The following is a 16,658-nucleotide window of genomic DNA, read 5'->3' on the forward strand; positions in this document are numbered from 1 at the left end:
TTTCACAATTGTGTTGTCATTGCGAGATCCTCTACCGTTTTATGATCTCTCAAAAACTGAACCTTACTCTTCACAAGTGCGCGGGACGAAAGTAATGGGAAAGGATATGTACAAATTAACTGATCCGGCCCAATAATAGGATGCGTCTCGTTTGTTCTCAAATCAAAACGGAACATTCGCATTTCCTGCACCATCAAGCCTATCTCGTCTCTAGTCATACCAAGCAAATCTGCCAGTGCATCAATTTCGATAAATTTTCCGCAATTTTCAGAATTTCCAAAAAATGCTATACCCTTTTCAACATTTCCCATGGGGAACGGCATTTTTATTCCAATTGAAATTGTATCCCCTCGATTAGCATAATGACCGTAAATATCAATCAGTGTAAAAAATCGGGATCGGGCAACTAATGCTTCTTCGATGGCGGTCCAAAGATAGAATAAATCGGAGGATGACGAAATTTCCGCATTCAAAACCAATTCATCGACACTGCCGACATACTTCGCCAAACCCTGAATTTCAATTCCTACTTTTCGCGAGGATGAATCCTGCTCAACGCAGATTGAGTCAATTACAACCAATGAATTGGTCTGTTCAATCTGAAATTTAAACAATCTCTCGTTATTATCAATACTCTTTGGTTTTCTCTTATATTTTTTTTGAGAAAAGAAACTTGTTGCCTGCAAGTAGAAACTTTCTTTTTCAACTTTTACAGTTTTTATTGTATTGTAAATTTTTCCATACTTTTTCTCAATCGCACGCTGTGCAGTTTCCTTAAATGCTCCAGAGCGAACACGCTGTCGCACCCGAAATGTGGAGACAAAATCAACACCTCGGATCGGGAACGTAAATGTTTTTTTACGATCAAAAATTTGCTCTTTCACCGCAACAGCTAATACAAACGCCATTTTTGGCGGAACTGAATTACCAATTTGCTCAACAACCTTCCCATAAGAACCAACAATTTCGTATTCATCAGGAAAGCTTTGCAAGCGCTTCAATTCAGCGACGTTAAAATGTCGATTCTTCCAATGGAATGGACCTGTGAACTTCCCAGGCTGTGCCTTTATGGTCCTACACGGCTTTGTCCGATCTACTTTATACAATAGATCATGGAATTTTGATCGCCATGCAAATTGTGGTTCGGGATGGCCCATTTCTGCCGTGAAGAAAGCATAATTCAGTCCTTCCGGGACTTCAGGTAAAAGATGACCATAGAGACCGCCAATACCTAATTCAAAATCTTCTTCATCACTCTGCAAATTACCAATTGCATCATGTACTGACACTAACGAAACATTGTCTAATGAATCGGGTCCGTGTGTTGGCATTGGAAATTCAAAGCTGCCTGATTTGCAACCAACAATGATCAGCCTCTCTCGATGCTGCGGAACTCCATAGTCAGCGGCGTCCAAAACCTCATATCGAAGCTTATATCCTAGATCTTGAAACGAATTAATAATTTCTTTCCAAGGCTCACCATCATTAGCACCAACAATTCCATAAACATTCTCAAAAATGAAAACATTTGGGCGAATAACTTCTAGAATTTCACAGTATGTTTCAAACAACCTTCCGCGGGCATCACGAGTACCAACAACTCCACCAGATCTCCTACCTGCAGCTGAAAAGGTCTGGCATGGTGGGCCGCCGATAATGCACTCAATTCCCGCATCCTTGTACTGATATGGGTCAAAATTTCTAATATCTTCACAATGAACACTATTATCTTTTCCGAAGAATTTATTACTGCCCGTATTCGCGTTAAGAGTTGCGCAATAAGCTGCTTCAATTTCCACACAAGCAACAATATCAAATCCGGCTTGATGAAAACCGATATCAAGGCCACCGGCCCCAGAAAAAAGGCTTAGGGTCGTTATTTTCTTAGTCATTCGTTTTTCCATTTTCGTGTTGTGGAAACAGAAACGATTGATCGCCGATGTCGTGGCGATCGACAAAATTTCTCATAAATCCTCTGATTACTTGCGCTGCGGAAACATCATTTTTCTTACAGGCGTTGATAAACTGTCGCCGCAAGTCCTCTTCTACTCTGATGCGCATACCCGCGTCTTTCATGTTCGAATCCCTTGGCTACACTTTGGATACACAATTATACATTGCCGCAAGACCGAACGTTACATATTTTCAATGCAGTCAACGCTCTACTTGCGAAACACAACTCACTGGCGGAACATGATCACACAGTAAATACTGTATTTTTATACAGTATTTTTCGATTTTTTGCCAGTGTAAAATCCATTATTAGCATATTTTAATGCCAATTATTTAACATTTAGTGCTAACTTGCAATTCCAACATGAGGATTGATCGGGTACACCTGCCAACAACGCTAGTACTACACCAATACGACCGAACTCGCAGCTACAAAGGCACAAAACACCGCCACCATGATGGAATATCTCTGGGGCGTCGAGGCCTTTAGCAACGAAAATTCTGACTACTAGTTCCATTCCATCATGGCGGCCGGAAAGTCGATTTATAATAAGTGTTTAATAGACATTTCAGAGAGGAAAAAAATGGTCGCTATGTGCTGACCTATTTAATGGAAATTAATATTCTCAATCATGCCTAAAATTTATTTTGAGTCGCTTAGGATTGATTAATTTTGATTCGGCTCACGGTTGTATTGGCATCATTTTTTCCTGATAGCCTCGGATCTAATTGATTTTTAGCTATGGCATTGCATTAAAAAAATACCTATACACCACAACAGCAGGAATTTTTTGCGTTACATTTTGGATAGAATTGTCAGAATCGCGTAAAGTATCATCTGCAACCACAGCAAAAGGAAATACATGACCACGTATCAAGAATACACCGCCAAGATCGCAGAACTGCAAGAACTCGCGGAAGCAGCACGTAAGAACGAACTCGCAGGTGCGAAAGCACAAATCGCCGCCATTATGAAGCAGTATGGTTTGACCATCGACGACCTCCGGGAGACGAAACCGAAGGCTGTCAAGGCTCCAGGTACAGTCGCAGTGAAGTATCGCGATGATGCCACTGGTGACACATGGACAGGACGTGGCCGTCCGCCAAAGTGGATGGAAGGCAAGGATAAGGATCAGTACTTGATCAAATGATGGAGACGCACTGACAGGACTTCATCTGACACAGGCTGTCAGATGAGTTAAAGCTCTATAGGATCGCTAAAAGCCGACTTCGGGCTGGAAGATAGGCCGTTGAGCGATCTATATTGCTTGGAAATTTTTTATTTCAGAATACTGGAGTTCAATATGACTGCATCTATACCATTTTTTATTTGGTCAAAAATCACAAATGGTTAAATTTTCTGAGCCGTTTTACGTCGCTACAGATGGAAAAAACGTAATGGTTGGCGGTAAGTCCGCTGAAAAAATTGCCAGCGATCTCGAAGCCGGTGTAGCTCGGCTCGGTGGATTTTGGCGGCACCCAAATTATTTTGAAGCCTACTTTCAAGCAGCATCTGCTCTTATCGAACAGGGAAGATCAAACGGAACTCTAGATGAAATTGGGTTACCGGCTTTTTACCTTCAGAGACACGCGATTGAGTTGTTGCTAAAAGATCTGCTAACGTGGTTAACTAATATTTCTGATCTTCGTAACCAGTTGGACATATCAAAACAAAAGCCAACCGAAAAACTTTTAAAAGATCTCAGCTCTAGCCATAACTTGGAAAAGATTTACGGGCACATCCTTAGTTTCGGTGAGGAACTTGATCTTTCACCGCCATCAGAAAAGCTAGGTAGATTAATTGCAGATATGGGACGTTTCGAAACTACAGATACCTGGTCTAGATACAGTTCATCGCAGAAAAAATCAAAGGGTAGTGTACCTGTACCAGTTCAACACATTCCAAAGGAAATTTTGATTCCAATTGTTGAATTTCAGGAGCGACTTGATTTTATTGCTACACTTTTATCGGCGCGTAAAGCCTTCGGCAATTCGTACGAAGATATGTTACACGAAATTTGGTCAAGTTTAGATGCAAAATTAAATCATTAAAAATGAAATTTTATATTTTATATAACACTATGGATTTGATACCGTAAGCTGTCTTTGACAGACTAACATCACAATATAAAATCGTGTTTACCACACTTCGGATGAACCTATAAATGCTCAGCTACTTTAGAAATCGATTTTAAGACGCGTGGAATCGATTTCATCTCATCTCGGCGCATCGACGCATCGTCTTAAAGCTCCACGCCGTAGAATCGTTTCTAGTCGTTTTAACAGCGTGGTCTGATATCTTCTCTAAAAATTACGATCAAATCATGCAAGACGAATCGACTTGCATAGCCTTCCGCTTTCTGGGCAAAAATCCTTTGCTGCGATAAACTTGCCTGTTTCAACCAGTGCGTCGATTACATAATTATCAGCCAGCTTGGTATCCCGTTTTTTAGGGAAACGCTTACGCAACCATACATCGAACGAATTTTGCTTGGGATGATTTCCCAAGGTCACTACTCGCTGGCCCTGCACCATATAGTTTCTGTTTGACGCCGTGATGGTATCGATCAGCTCTTGCTCATCAAATGCCATACCAGTGTATTTCAGTTCAATCATAGAATTCGTCTGCTTGTAATGTTGGTACGAAGAAAAGTGCCAACGATGATAGCAGAACGGTGGACAGCCGGGGCTGCATTAGCAACCCCGGCAGTTCTAATATAAGACCTTATTTTGCAGGCGTCTGCTGATCAACAATGACCTGGATGATGTTGGTGATCAGACTCACGTTGGATGGGGATAGCTTCGCGAGCATATCGGCGATACGCTGAAGCGCATCATCATGCGGCACGATGCCTGACGATTCCGGCTGGTGGGCCATATTGCTGAGCGTGGCAGCGTCTAGCTTCGTAGGTTGGCGTACTGGCACACTCTTGCTTGTGATGGGCGGTTTGTGGGTCATACTAGGCTTTCGGTCATTGATGGTGCTGATACCGTCAATGCGAACGCCGAAAACCTCAACGAAACCTGTCGCTATTCGATCTGCTGGCCTACCAAAGCAGATCGTCTTCCGCTACATATCGCCTCACATTAAATATCTGCTTTTGGCCGATTGCTGCCAATCGTTACGCATCAATCCACTTACCGCTGCGCCAATCGTCATATGGAAGCGCACGATTCTGAACTAGCTCTTCGTAACGTAGCCCCGCTCGCAACGTTGTCAATAGAGCTCCTGCCCCGTGATTTAAGATAAAGTGCTCGTATCCCCACTCGCTGTCGTTGTAATGCGCTTCGATTGCGTTCATGTACTCTCGAACGGACTTGAGTGCATCTTCAATCATTTGGCGGGAGACGCCAGGGAGCGGTTGCGGTAACTGATTCAATGCAGTAAGCAGGTCCAAATGCGCCAGCGTCTTATGTCTCCGAACGCGGAATGCATTGCATTGAACATGAAGCTTGTCGAGTATTGCGCGACAATTAGCAGCGAGTGTGGCCTCACCATGTTGTTGAAGGTTTGATTGTAGTTGCTCCAGTGAAAGATTGCTGTGCTTTCCGATGCTTGAAGGATCCGTCAGTTTACTTAAGCTAATTTGTACTTCGTCGAGCAGAACATCCTGAATAATATAAAAAAAGGTTCCTGCGCACTCTTCAAGGAGTTCAATTCGGCGAGGATTTTCTCCAAACAGCTCGCGGTAAGTCATCCACCTGCCATGGAGCCATGTAATCTCAGAGCGCAACTCGTCGTAGATCTGAATGAACCCAGTCGGGACGTTGGAGGTACGGGAGTTTGAGACCTCTTCTTTCACATTTATCACCGCTTCAGGTAACTGAGCCATACGCTGTCCTTCCTTGTTGAGCGGCTGATTCTGCCGAGAATGGACAGAACCCTTCCATACTATCGGCTGGCTTCAAGGCCGCTAAGAGCCATTTTCCTGACTATTGAGAACACAGCGCACAATGCTCTCTACCATGCGAATGTTCTTCGGAGACAATTTCGCAAGAAGCTCGACCACCGGCACGATCGCCGCTTGATTCTTGCCGACCACCACAACTCCTACTTCACTTTCCGCAGGCTTGCCGCTGGCCTTCGCAGCTCGCCGCTTTCCTGTGCCAAACCGCAGCCACTCAGCTGAAACGTCCAGCCATTCAGCCAGACTCATCAGCTTCGCCTGCGTTGGTATTGCATCGGCCAGCAGCCACTTGCGCACCGTTTGCGCGGCAATCTTGTTCTCGGGGTAAAGCTCACTAAATTGCCTGGCAATCTCTGTGGGACTGGAGATAGGTAAGCCAGCACGGGTGAACTCTTTTTTCAGCCGTTCGCTGAACTCTAAGCGAAGGTTTTCGTTGGTGTTTTGCATGTAGTAGCACGCTACCGACTACCATAGTAACTATGTAGAAATATTGGCTTTGTGCAATAACGTATAGTTACTATAAAATGATCTCATCGGCATCGCTGCCGTCCAATTCCAGCAATTCAATGCCGATCTTCACGGCGGAAGTGAGACCACATGAATCAAAATAATCAGGGGATGACCGTACTGCCGGAGCATGTCCGGGCGAACTTAGCCAAGTACATCGAGCATGAGCAACTGACGTGCTTGGCATGCGGCTATGTAGGCATGATGGGCGTGGCGCAGAAAACAAATCGTGTTTCGTCAAAGAAGTCGCTGACCTATTTGATTATTGCTCTCGCCATCCTAGGATTTGTCGACATCGTATTGTCGATGAAAGGTGCATCAATTCTGCCATTGTGGCTGCACGCAATCGTCGGCCTCGGCGTCGCCATCTTCACGACTGGCTCAGTGAAGACCTACGAGTGCCCAAACTGCAATGCAGCGCTAGGCGGAAAGTAAATCCGACTCATCCCCGCATTGTTTGCCAGCTCTTCACGACGAGCATTGTGCATACAGCCGACGACCTGCCATCTTGACCAAAAAGGATACCTGCTCATGCGCGTCAGATTTGCGTTACTCGCATTGTCACTGACGATGTCCACCAGCGCTGCCCAGCAGCCGCGTCTTCGGTTCGTAGAAGTGATCGAAGTCAATCCTCAATACGTGGAGGTTCCCTGTGATCGCTGCGGCCCACTGCCTGACCTGCGGTTTACCGGGACCAAGTTCAAGTACCGCTGCGATGGCGATCTATACGAAAACTGGACAGCAGGACCTTTGCATGCTGGCGCACGTATACAAGTACTCGATTGCTCAAACGTGGTCGTCACGAAAGATCGAAAACTCGTAATGGCTTCGTAGCAATATTTAACAGAGTTTTCGTATAATAATTTGAAGGAACAAAAATATGAAATGTCCACATTGTCGCGGAGAAATTTCAATGATCGCTGAAATATGCCCACATTGCCGCTCAGACCTTAATGCATACTTTGCAGAGCATGGCGCAGATATTTCTGAAATACAGCCTTTATTGACGTTTATGGTTAAGTGGGTTTTTCACACATTTATGTTATACATACCACTTTTAATACTTGTTGCAGTTACCATAGGAGATATGCCGGAGTTTTTATGGTGGTCAGCATTTTTTGTTTGCGTTGTCGTCGCTCTGATTTATCGAGAAAAACTACCTATTTTCTGAAACGAATTTACAGAAATCAATGGCATTAGATATTGCATTATTTACAGTGAATTGGTTCATCCACAACAATGACGTTATCATTTTCTTGGCAATGATAACGTCGTACCTGCATTAAAACCCTTCTGCCCAACGTTCCCAAAATCCTGGCTCATCATGATGGGCATTTTTCATGCAGTAAGCCAGCGTGTAAAGGGTGAACCTCACCCCCTCCCAACGCATCGCGCCCTCTGCATCCTCAAGGTACGCTTCTAGTTCAAGGTAAGCCGGGTCCGCAACATCGTATGGCAAATCGATGTAAATCTGCCCTCGATACGACTCCATCCTCATCTCACTGGTGTAGCCTCCGCATTCCATGTATGCGATGCCTTTGTGTTCAAGCCACGCCAGGATCTTTTCACGCATGGGGTTTGCTGCGTAGTGACCTTGAAATCCGGAAAATTCTAAGCCAAGCACATCACGTTGCTTGGCACGACCGATCTGGTCGATGTTCTGTAAAAATTGTGGCATAGGCCGCTCCTGCGTAAGTTGGTGAGGTATTTATCAGGAAAAAAATGACGGGCAAAGCATCGTCACGGGGCAAAGAACGTTTCACCCCCGTGTGGTCACTGCCTGCTGAATCACTGATAGATTGTGAAAAATAGATGGTCGTGTTTGCGGGGTTCGCATCTGCAAATATGCGGTGTATATGCAAAAAGGCAACGCGGCAGGAATTGATGAATCCTGCCACACTGACTCAACTAGCCTTGCAGCGCATTGATGATGCCCACGGCCTTCCTGCTGGCGTCGTTTGGTGCAAGATGAGCATAGCGTTGCGTCATTTTCGGATCGCTGTGGCCAAGCAGAACTGAGACCTCAAACAGACTGACGCCGTTCTTGACCAGTTTGCTGGCATAGGAGTGCCGCAGCGTATGCATCGTGACCTTGCCGCCCTTTTCCCTCACCACATCAGGGTCGTTCATTCCTGCGCGGTCCATCGCCTTCTTGATCGCCTGCGCCGCATAGCCGCGTGCTGTGCCTAACTTGTTTTCAAAGAGGTAGCGTGCGTCTGGCCGGCGATCCGCATGACGACGCAGTACCACTTCGCGCAGCCGATCCGTCATGAACAGCACGTCTTCATTGTTGACCTTGCTGCGATAGATGTTCAGCGTTCCGGCGTCCAAATTAACAGCCGTCCAAGGCAGGTTCGCAGCTTCGGAATATCGGCAGCCGGTATCAAGAAGCATGATCACTAGGTCGTAGTTATCTTGAATGTTGCGCTGCATCTCTGGTGTGCGTGCTTCCAGCGTTTTAACGCCGCTTCTCACCGTGTTCGGATCGAGTTCACGCAGCAATGCAGCCTCATCGTTGGAATCCAGATAGCGTAAGCGATACGAGGTTTTCAACTGCGGAAACACGACGTCACGGTTGGTTTTGTATCCAAGCCGTTGCATCTCGCGCAGCGTCGAGCTGATCAACCCGATCTCATGCTTGATCGTCGCAGGCTTATCACCTTCGGCCTTCCGCTTGGCAACCAAGCGCTCGATGTGCTTGGTCTGGATCTCATGCAGAAACAGGGTCGCTGGCAGGCCGTAGCAAGGATTTTCCTTTTTGGTTTTCGGATCGCGCTTGCTGCCGAACATCTTGCGTGAGATCGATTCCATGCCGCGATAGTACGAATACTGCTTGCGTGGTTCCAGATACTTGCCTACAGCATCACGCAAGGAAATTTCTTCGGCTTCACCAAGATAAGCCTCGCTGTGTATCTTGTTTCGCATTTCACGCTCGACCTGCAAGGCTTTTGTTTTATTTGCCGTACCTGTGCTGCCTACGTATTTCTTATTCTTTGCTTGAAATGCGTAATACCAATTGCTGCTGTTTTCTCTCTTGTGTAATCCCAAAATACTCTCCGCTGAATTAATGAATAACTACATCATCAGCTATTTATGCAAACAGCTCAACGGAGGTATTTCACCCGAATAATTTATAATAAAATATATCTATCATCAATAAAATTAGCTGCAAGCACACCAAAAAAGATAGCAATAAGACAATCCCGCAGAAACACTTTGGCTGCCTTACAAAGCTCGGCTTCATACCTAGGCATACCTAACATTTGTAACGCCCCACAAGGCCTGTAATTGAAAAGCCTCCAAAACAGCTTAAAACGCTCATCAAGGAGTTACAAAGTTACATAAAGGAAACCAGCAAAATACCATGTAAATTGACAGGTGCACTCCTCGCATTAAAGTGACATTTTATGCAACAAAACGTCGTAGGTATAACCTAAGTTTAAATAGATTACCTCCTATAAATCCTGTACCTCACTGGCAGAAACCGCTTCATCACAAACATCAGACTCCGGCTTAGCGATATTGGGGAATAGCCCTCGTTCGGTATTTTCTATGATAATTTTTGCAAAATACACATCTCTTGCTATCGAATTAGCTATCACAATATTGTTTGCAGCGTAATCTTTCTTTTCTTCATGGCTCATTTTCTCCAATATAGAATTATCTAATTTCTCAGCGCCTCCGAGTTCTGCAAGAGTGATAGATGGATCATTCTTGTGAGCGTCATAAATCTTCAATCTTCTCTTTAAAACATCAATTTCTTTACTGCTCGGAATAGGATTTAAACCGTAAAGATGGTACAAATCTAGAGCTAAGTTTGAATGTCGCTTTTTTTTCCTAGCCTTCGAATTGATTTTTAATGATTCCTGATGCTCTTGTTCTAAGCTTTCACTAATACGACGTTTTAAAACCTTATCAATCTCAGCCAGAATAACTTCTTTCGGCGCATAAACATTTACAACAAGGCCCAGGAGATCATCTGCATAATCATCGAACATGTAATCAAAATCCGCCTTCGTTTCAATTTCATTAATCACAAACATCGGCTCGATATCTGAAAATATAAATTGATGTGTGGGCCACCATTCTTCCCAAGACAGCGCGTGTACGTCACCAAAATGACTATACACATCCTTCAGGTCCTTCAAGTGCTCCAAATCCCCTATCCCACCGTTTGAGCAACATTCTTTATAGCGGACGGAACGTTTCAAATATTCGTACCACAATTGGTACACCTGCTCATCCATTCAGAACTCCTAAATTATGTCTACATACAATCAAAACTGAAAAAATGGATGCAAATATACGAAATCTTACGCCTCCCATAAACTAGCTTTACTTCTTGACCGGCCGGTTTTCTAAGTAAAGCTGCCTATACGTGTGGTTAAAAACACGTAGGGCAATCAACCTTAATCAAGCTGCTTTTTGCAGACTATATGAAAGACTGTACACATGGAAAACCAAGCTATTCAGCAAGTAGAAGCAAACGATGACGCCGACCTGATGACGCCCGCACCACAAGCCCAGCCACATGATATGCCAGGAGCGACAGTCATCGCCAACATCGAGACGCAACCAGTCTTGGAGGCTGTTGATGCAGCGACAACACCATCAACCACGAAGCAAGCACTGCGCTACCAGCTCGCCAGCAAATTCACATCGGCACGGTGCGAAATCGAATCGCAGGTAAGCGCCGTAGTCAATGCGAAGTGCGGTCAGCGCTACAAAGGCACGTTCGACGTCCGCTTTGACAGCCCGAATGAAATGACGCAAAAAACGCTCAGTGCCTTTTGCGGCGCTGGAACTGTGTTCTTCACGTCTGATGACCTCGACCAGCACCCTACGCTTAAGAAGGTTCGCAAGGCAGAAGAAGGCATCAACTTGTCAGCTCTCATGACCCGTGCGAAGCGCCCAGGCAGCATCGATGACAAATCGTGGCAAGAGCTGGAAGACATGTGGAATGACGTTTCGAAGACGCTCTATAGCCAGGGCCTGGCACCGATGCACATTCTCATCGCAGGGGTGTTGGCCGCGAACGGCTTGGGCGGGCCGAAAATCAACAAGAAGCTCGGCGGTAGCACTAATGTCAGCATCGACAACAAAACCGAAGTCATGTGCAAAGTTCTCGATGAACTGAATGAGTTGCTCGCCAGTACGATGAACATGAAATAAAAATAGCACCGCAAGATTTCAATGCTGGTAGCTTTAATAAAATTTATTAAGGCTACCAATTCAAGAAAAATCGGTAACTAGGAAGCTTGAAATAAAAATGAAAATCAAAAAGCATTTGGCTCAACGTAGAAAAATGAAAATTTGTAAAGCTCATTTAATAAATGCTGCAGAACTTTTTCTATCATCAATAATGAACGACATGTTCGCAAAAGAATTATCTGCCGAATTCATCGTAAAAGTAGAGAGTCTAGGTCTGAGCAATGAGCCGTTTTGCCATACATGTATTCAGTACCGGTTATTTATGTACCCAAAAAATCCAGAAATCTACGAAATGCCAACTATCTTTGTGAAACATGATGGTGCTATCGACATGCATATGGTACGCGGATCTTTTAAAAAAGAAGTAGTACGCGGGCCGTTTGCAGTGATATGGGAAACACGCGGATTCGACGAAAATATTGTTCGATTCATGTATGAAGTTATGGAGGAAGATGGCATCGATGAACTCGTAAAAGAAATAAATAAAGTACAAATTTCTTTTGACTGTCACAAAGAAGTAAAGCAAAAAGAAACAATACAACAATATGTTAATCAAAAGTCAGATAAAGTTCTTATTCAATGCATGTTGGCAATAATTAAAAAATTTGATCCTGTAAATTTTTATTCAATAGAAATTCAAAGTATTAAAAAATGGATGCTCAACAATATGTAAAAGTTGTGCGAAAAAATTTGTAATTTAAAATAAATAGATCAGGAAATAAGAGCAATATGAAACTTTCTACCTGTAATGAAATTGACTTTAAACCCGCACAAGATGACAAGGAATCGCATCGCATACTCGCGACTGGTTTTAAAAACGTCGACATTACGGTGCAACAGTTCGCCGAAAGTATCAATCGCGGATATCCGTTTAGTTCCCAAAACAGTGGCAGGCGGAAGGACGTCAACTTCTTGTGCTCTGGAGTCATTGCAGTGGACCTGGACCACGGATGGACACTTGAAGAGATATTGGCATTGCCATTTGTGCAAAGCTACGCTGCAATCGTATATACCACCGTAAGTCACACTCCGCAAGCACACCGTCTCCGCGTGATCTTTGAACTTGAACACGAGATTTCCGATCCACTCGAAATGCGCTGCGCGATAAAGGGAGCGATCAATTACTTCAATGGAGATAAAGCATGCAGTTCAGTATGTCAGATGTTCTATGGCTCAAAAGGCTGCGATCCAATCGTGATCGGAAAGATACTACCCAAAGAACAGCTCGACATGTTGATCAAGCTCGGTGAAGGTACGGGTGCAACAGGATCTACAGGGGCATCTGACAAAATCAACTCCGAGCTTATGCCATCGAGCAGCCGGGACGAGCGTAAAAACGTCAATGATGCGCCACAACGCTCAGCAATCACATTGCTGAATAACCAGGAAGTCAGAACACAGCACAGTAAATGTTGTCTCCTCTCTGAGCTTCCAGCCCGTACAGCTGTGTTCTGTCCAATCCATATCGACAAACACGCTAGTGCATTTGTCGTGGAAAATAAAATTGGTATCAAGGGAGTGCACTGCCGGGCATGTAATCAAACATTCTGGCCAGAGGGTCATGCACGCCCCGATCTCTTGGAGTATGACTTCTATTCCTATGAGAGTCACATCACCAAAATGGAGTATGAAGAAGATCCTATGATGCATCTGGATGATGACGCGCCCACCGAATATTGGAATAATAATCTTCGCCAAGTGCAACGCCGTAATCAACAGTATCTTACCGATATTCCTCTGAAAAATGGAATCACGTATCTGGCTAGCCAGAAAGGAACAGGTAAAACTGCTCTTCTAAAAAAAATTGTGGAAGAATGCCGTGCCAACTATAAAACTGTATTGGTAATCGGGCATCGCACTTTGTTGCTGGGCGAGCTTGCACGAAATCTTGGCTTACACTTCTATAAAGATAAAATTGACCATAAAAATTTTGATAAAGAAGTAGCATTTCAATACCTCGCTATTTGTATCGATAGTATGCCAAATTTGCTTAACACCGCACGCGAGAAATACGATGTTGTGATAATCGACGAGTCCGAGCAAGTTTTTAGACATCTGGTCGCAAAGACACTCGGTGCAAATCGAAGACAATGCTATTTCCAAATAGAATTTTTCTTGAAAAATGCGAAGTCTGTAATTTTGTCTGATGCTGATCTGGGCTTCCTCACAGTACAGACTGTTGAACGGATGATGGGACGAAACAGGCTAACTAAAATGTTTGTGAACTCCCATCAACCGAGTGGGGCTGTAATCGATATCTATGACAGCAAAAATCAGCTAATCATGGATATGAAAGAAACAGTCCTCGCGGGAGGACGACATTATATTTGCTGTAACTCGAAGACCACGGCTCGATTAATGAAAGAAATAATCATTGCCGGAGGTAAAGATGAAAATAAAATCATGCTTATTACATCGGAAAATTCGCAGGAGACTAACATCATTAACTTCCTCAAGGAAATCAAAACTGCCATACTAGAGTTCGACGTGTTGATTGCATCACCATCCTTGGGAACTGGAATTGATATCACTTTCAATAATGCTGCACAATTGATAGATACAACTTTTGGGTTCTTCGATACAAACATCACTACTCATTTCGATCTGGATCAACAATTGGCACGGGTGCGTCATCCTAAATCTGTAAAAGCATGGATTTCCCCGCAGATTTCATACATTGAAAGTAATCCCGAAGTTATTAAAGAGTTTTGCGTGATGTCCGGTGAAATTACTGATTCTTTGACTGGTTACGATGCTGCTGGGCATCCAATGTACAATGTGAATGACAAAATATTGACGCTTTATGCAAACGTAATGTCAATGTCCAATGCATCAAAAAACAATCTCAAAAAACACTTCATCGATTTGAAGTTACACAATGGATGGCAAGTTAACCACATCGCAAAAGAAGAGGAAGACTTTTCGGATATTGCAGACGACATCCATGAGGCAAGAAAGTCAGTAATAGAAGAAGATTTAACTGCACTTCTAAATGCAAAAGAGTTGACTGAACACGAATTCGAAATTTTGAAGAAAAAAACTAGTAAAAGTAGAAACGAATATTTATCTTTTGAGAAATTCAGGGTAGAAAAATTTTACGGGGAAAAATTGTCATTGGAAATTTTATTATTAGATAATAATGGGAAATTCCGCAGACAACTTCATATGATGGAATTATTGATGAGCAACCCGTTTAGTCTTGCGGAAAAAGATGCCGAACGCAATAACAGTCATGCGATCGACCGCCAAAATTTTTCGTTGAAAGCTGGATTATTAAGAGAAATTCTTTCTACATCTGGGCTGGTAGATGCCAAATTAAATTTCAAATTAAATTTAGAAATTACAAGTGCTGATTTGAAGGAATTTGCTCTGATGTGTTCGCAGAAAAGCAATGAGATCAAGACCTTGCTTAATGTCAATATTCGAGCCGATGTACATAAAAAAGCATCTTTCCAGCTGAACAAAATTCTTCAATTGATCGGCATGAAAACAATAAAATCCGGTCAAAGTGATGACAAATATAGAAACCGGACATTTTATTACAAGCTAGATAAAAAACAGCATGATTTAGTTTTTAAATATCTCCCACGGGTAAGTCATGATGCAGATATCGATGCGTCACTCAAGGAAATGGCACACAGGGAGAAGTTGAGAAAAAAGATGAAAGTATAAGAATATAACCAGTTGCGATACGCGGCTATAGCCGCGTATCGCAACTGCGGGAAATGGGATAGCATTGGCAGCGCAGAGCTGCCAATGCTATCCCATTTCCCGCAGTTATACATGTATTGGATAAACACCCTACCCCATTGAAGAAAATTTTATAATTTCATAGGGTTAAAGATACTTCATGACAACATCTTCTTTTCTTCTATAAACTATTAGCTGCTGCTGTTGTCCGTAAAAATAACATCTTCAAAAAATATTTTTAATTCATATATTATGCAATACCCTCCCTACTCCCACTGCCCACACTTTTTTCTGCGCCGCCATGACCATATTTTTTCGGACAACATCTTCTTTTCTTCTATAAACTATTAGCAGCTGCTGTTGTCCGTGAAATCATTTTATAAAAAATCTACATACTTTCACTTTTAAATAACCTGCCGTTTCATCCTACGATCATCGAACGCTCCCAATCACATTACCTCGGATAACTCACCATTTCCTTCTAATCTATCGAACGGCGCCTGTTGTCCTAGGTGATGCATATTTGACAATCACGACCTTTTCTGTCCACCTTGTCACCTTGCGTAGCGGTGTTAGCTGAGTTAGAAGGACGGTTGCGTCCGTTACAAGCCAGCGAACCTTCTGGCCTACCCCTTAAAACCAAGCGTTGATGCAGGTCTGTAGGATATAGGCGTCGCCCTGTAGGCGGAAATGCGGCAGCTTGTTGAGGGTGTGGGCGCCGTTCGTAGGTTATGAGCCCTTGAACCTTCAGACCTAGCCCTAGAAACCGAGCGTTCATGCAGGTCTGCAGGATACAGGCGTCGCGCTGTAGGTGGAAATGCGGCAGCTTGTCTCGGGTCTGGGCGACGTGCGTACGTTATGAGCCTTCAAAGCTTCTAACGTAGTTCGCGTAACCCCGCATTCGTGCGGGTCTTAGGCGGATACCCTCGCAGGTGTGATGGGAAATGAAGTGGTTGCCCACCGAAAATTGCTGACACCACGTTGATGAAACCGCTGGAACAAGATGAGGTGAACAAGTCTAGGCTTGGCAGCTAGCCGTTGCCTAATAATTAAAAAATGTTGATGGTAAAGGCTCTTTAAAAATGCGAGAGCCTACATCATGAATGCGAATATTACTTCAACCGAGCTGCCGAGGACAACGAGCGACCACAGACCGGCAATGCCATCCAACGCGATCACTGTCTCGCAGATAGCTGCGACCGGTGCTTCGACCAGCGTGAGTGGACCGATTAATAACACCGCTACGGCGATTTCATCGATGCTGACGGCGGATACGACGGGGAGCGAAGGAAAACTCGATTCGGGCGTTTCATCTATGGCCGAGGCCGAGAGGAAGCCGAAGGCGCCGACGAAGATGGAACTCGCTTCCACCATCTACCTACGCATGTC

General features: G+C 44.0%; 17 protein-coding genes. 7 read left to right on the forward strand and 10 right to left on the reverse strand.

The genetic code is table 11. From position 1 onward, the window contains the following. Positions 1 to 2: 2 nt before the first annotated feature. Together CSQ92_RS18475 and CSQ92_RS18480 are read right to left on the reverse strand one after the other, a co-directional pair. Positions 3 to 1,892 carry a DNA cytosine methyltransferase gene (locus CSQ92_RS18475; RefSeq protein ID WP_180277049.1) on the reverse strand — a complete coding sequence of 630 codons (1,890 nt, stop codon included), beginning with the start codon at positions 1,890 to 1,892 and terminating at the stop codon, positions 3 to 5. Further along, complete coding sequence (locus CSQ92_RS18480) at positions 1,885 to 2,076, reverse strand: hypothetical protein (protein ID WP_099394998.1); 192 nt, start codon at positions 2,074 to 2,076, stop codon at positions 1,885 to 1,887. The genes CSQ92_RS18475 and CSQ92_RS18480 overlap by 8 nt, the downstream gene beginning before the upstream one ends. Positions 2,077 to 2,816: 740 nt before the next feature. On the opposite strand from CSQ92_RS18480, the gene CSQ92_RS18485 reads away from it, so the two are divergent. Both CSQ92_RS18485 and CSQ92_RS28810 read left to right on the forward strand, forming a co-directional pair. Beyond that, complete coding sequence (locus CSQ92_RS18485) at positions 2,817 to 3,104, forward strand: H-NS histone family protein (RefSeq protein ID WP_099394999.1); 288 nt, start codon at positions 2,817 to 2,819, stop codon at positions 3,102 to 3,104. 196 nt (positions 3,105 to 3,300) lie between these two features. Further along, positions 3,301 to 4,005, forward strand: a complete 705-nt coding sequence (locus tag CSQ92_RS28810) for a hypothetical protein (protein WP_143450387.1) — start codon at positions 3,301 to 3,303, stop codon at positions 4,003 to 4,005. Between the two features lie 270 nt (positions 4,006 to 4,275). On the opposite strand, the gene CSQ92_RS28815 is transcribed toward CSQ92_RS28810, so the two are convergent. The 4 genes from CSQ92_RS28815 to CSQ92_RS18500 form a co-directional block, all read right to left on the reverse strand. Further along, entirely contained in the window at positions 4,276 to 4,569 is a 294-nt protein-coding gene (locus CSQ92_RS28815; protein ID WP_143450388.1) for a hypothetical protein, read from the reverse strand. 109 nt (positions 4,570 to 4,678) lie between these two features. Next, a complete protein-coding gene (locus tag CSQ92_RS18490) occupies positions 4,679 to 4,912 on the reverse strand; it encodes a hypothetical protein (protein ID WP_099395000.1) in 234 nt (77 codons plus the stop codon). Positions 4,913 to 5,075: 163 nt separating this feature from the next. Next, a complete protein-coding gene (locus tag CSQ92_RS18495) occupies positions 5,076 to 5,786 on the reverse strand; it encodes an AbiU2 domain-containing protein (protein WP_099395001.1) in 711 nt (236 codons plus the stop codon). 81 nt (positions 5,787 to 5,867) lie between these two features. Further along, positions 5,868 to 6,308 (reverse strand): hypothetical protein, encoded by a 441-nt coding sequence (locus CSQ92_RS18500; protein WP_099395002.1) that lies wholly within the window; start codon positions 6,306 to 6,308, stop codon positions 5,868 to 5,870. Positions 6,309 to 6,458: 150 nt separating this feature from the next. Here CSQ92_RS18500 and CSQ92_RS18505 point away from each other — a divergent pair, with 150 nt between their 5' ends. Together CSQ92_RS18505 and CSQ92_RS28820 are read left to right on the forward strand one after the other, a co-directional pair. Next, positions 6,459 to 6,803: a hypothetical protein gene (locus CSQ92_RS18505; protein ID WP_143450389.1), complete on the forward strand. Its 345-nt coding sequence runs from the start codon at positions 6,459 to 6,461 to the stop codon at positions 6,801 to 6,803. A gap of 445 nt (positions 6,804 to 7,248) precedes the next feature. Continuing rightward, complete coding sequence (locus CSQ92_RS28820) at positions 7,249 to 7,539, forward strand: hypothetical protein (RefSeq protein ID WP_143450390.1); 291 nt, start codon at positions 7,249 to 7,251, stop codon at positions 7,537 to 7,539. A 111-nt stretch (positions 7,540 to 7,650) separates the two neighbouring features. Here the strand turns inward: CSQ92_RS28820 and CSQ92_RS29435 are convergent, their stop codons facing one another. The 3 genes from CSQ92_RS29435 to CSQ92_RS18520 all read right to left on the reverse strand — a co-directional run bounded on the left by CSQ92_RS29435 (position 7,651) and on the right by CSQ92_RS18520 (position 10,615). Next, complete coding sequence (locus CSQ92_RS29435) at positions 7,651 to 8,046, reverse strand: hypothetical protein (RefSeq protein WP_180277050.1); 396 nt, start codon at positions 8,044 to 8,046, stop codon at positions 7,651 to 7,653. 230 nt (positions 8,047 to 8,276) lie between these two features. Continuing rightward, positions 8,277 to 9,416 (reverse strand): tyrosine-type recombinase/integrase, encoded by a 1,140-nt coding sequence (locus CSQ92_RS18515; protein WP_099395004.1) that lies wholly within the window; start codon positions 9,414 to 9,416, stop codon positions 8,277 to 8,279. A 407-nt stretch (positions 9,417 to 9,823) separates the two neighbouring features. Beyond that, a complete protein-coding gene (locus CSQ92_RS18520; protein WP_099395005.1) occupies positions 9,824 to 10,615 on the reverse strand; it encodes a hypothetical protein in 792 nt (263 codons plus the stop codon). Positions 10,616 to 10,820: 205 nt separating this feature from the next. On the opposite strand from CSQ92_RS18520, the gene CSQ92_RS18525 reads away from it, so the two are divergent. From CSQ92_RS18525 to CSQ92_RS28830, 3 genes are all read left to right on the forward strand, one after another. Then, on the forward strand, positions 10,821 to 11,540 hold the full coding sequence (locus CSQ92_RS18525) for a hypothetical protein (RefSeq protein ID WP_099395006.1): 720 nt from the start codon (positions 10,821 to 10,823) through the stop codon (positions 11,538 to 11,540). 97 nt (positions 11,541 to 11,637) lie between these two features. Continuing rightward, positions 11,638 to 12,252, forward strand: a complete 615-nt coding sequence (locus tag CSQ92_RS28825; protein WP_143450391.1) for a hypothetical protein — start codon at positions 11,638 to 11,640, stop codon at positions 12,250 to 12,252. Between the two features lie 56 nt (positions 12,253 to 12,308). Beyond that, positions 12,309 to 15,251 carry a plasmid replication protein, CyRepA1 family gene (locus CSQ92_RS28830; RefSeq protein WP_143450392.1) on the forward strand — a complete coding sequence of 981 codons (2,943 nt, stop codon included), beginning with the start codon at positions 12,309 to 12,311 and terminating at the stop codon, positions 15,249 to 15,251. A 1,110-nt stretch (positions 15,252 to 16,361) separates the two neighbouring features. Here CSQ92_RS28830 and CSQ92_RS18550 read toward each other — a convergent pair. Continuing rightward, positions 16,362 to 16,643, reverse strand: a complete 282-nt coding sequence (locus CSQ92_RS18550; RefSeq protein WP_099395011.1) for a hypothetical protein — start codon at positions 16,641 to 16,643, stop codon at positions 16,362 to 16,364. Between the last annotated feature and the right edge of the window lie 15 nt (positions 16,644 to 16,658).

Origin of the sequence: Janthinobacterium sp. BJB446 (genome assembly GCF_002735655.1) — a bacterium.
GTDB classification, from domain to species: Bacteria; Pseudomonadota; Gammaproteobacteria; order Burkholderiales; family Burkholderiaceae_D; genus Janthinobacterium; species Janthinobacterium lividum.

Coding starts and splice junctions, on each gene's coding strand:
- CSQ92_RS18475 (WP_180277049.1), bottom strand. CDS start 1,892: ATGACTAAGAAAATAACGACCCTAAGCCTTTTTTCTGGGGCCGGTGGC.
- CSQ92_RS18480 (WP_099394998.1), bottom strand. CDS start 2,076: ATGAAAGACGCGGGTATGCGCATCAGAGTAGAAGAGGACTTGCGGCGA.
- CSQ92_RS18485 (WP_099394999.1), top strand. CDS start 2,817: ATGACCACGTATCAAGAATACACCGCCAAGATCGCAGAACTGCAAGAA.
- CSQ92_RS28810 (WP_143450387.1), top strand. CDS start 3,301: ATGGTTAAATTTTCTGAGCCGTTTTACGTCGCTACAGATGGAAAAAAC.
- CSQ92_RS28815 (WP_143450388.1), bottom strand. CDS start 4,569: ATGATTGAACTGAAATACACTGGTATGGCATTTGATGAGCAAGAGCTG.
- CSQ92_RS18490 (WP_099395000.1), bottom strand. CDS start 4,912: ATGACCCACAAACCGCCCATCACAAGCAAGAGTGTGCCAGTACGCCAA.
- CSQ92_RS18495 (WP_099395001.1), bottom strand. CDS start 5,786: ATGGCTCAGTTACCTGAAGCGGTGATAAATGTGAAAGAAGAGGTCTCA.
- CSQ92_RS18500 (WP_099395002.1), bottom strand. CDS start 6,308: ATGCAAAACACCAACGAAAACCTTCGCTTAGAGTTCAGCGAACGGCTG.
- CSQ92_RS18505 (WP_143450389.1), top strand. CDS start 6,459: ATGAATCAAAATAATCAGGGGATGACCGTACTGCCGGAGCATGTCCGG.
- CSQ92_RS28820 (WP_143450390.1), top strand. CDS start 7,249: ATGAAATGTCCACATTGTCGCGGAGAAATTTCAATGATCGCTGAAATA.
- CSQ92_RS29435 (WP_180277050.1), bottom strand. CDS start 8,046: ATGCCACAATTTTTACAGAACATCGACCAGATCGGTCGTGCCAAGCAA.
- CSQ92_RS18520 (WP_099395005.1), bottom strand. CDS start 10,615: ATGGATGAGCAGGTGTACCAATTGTGGTACGAATATTTGAAACGTTCC.
- CSQ92_RS18525 (WP_099395006.1), top strand. CDS start 10,821: ATGGAAAACCAAGCTATTCAGCAAGTAGAAGCAAACGATGACGCCGAC.
- CSQ92_RS28825 (WP_143450391.1), top strand. CDS start 11,638: ATGAAAATCAAAAAGCATTTGGCTCAACGTAGAAAAATGAAAATTTGT.
- CSQ92_RS28830 (WP_143450392.1), top strand. CDS start 12,309: ATGAAACTTTCTACCTGTAATGAAATTGACTTTAAACCCGCACAAGAT.
- CSQ92_RS18550 (WP_099395011.1), bottom strand. CDS start 16,643: ATGGTGGAAGCGAGTTCCATCTTCGTCGGCGCCTTCGGCTTCCTCTCG.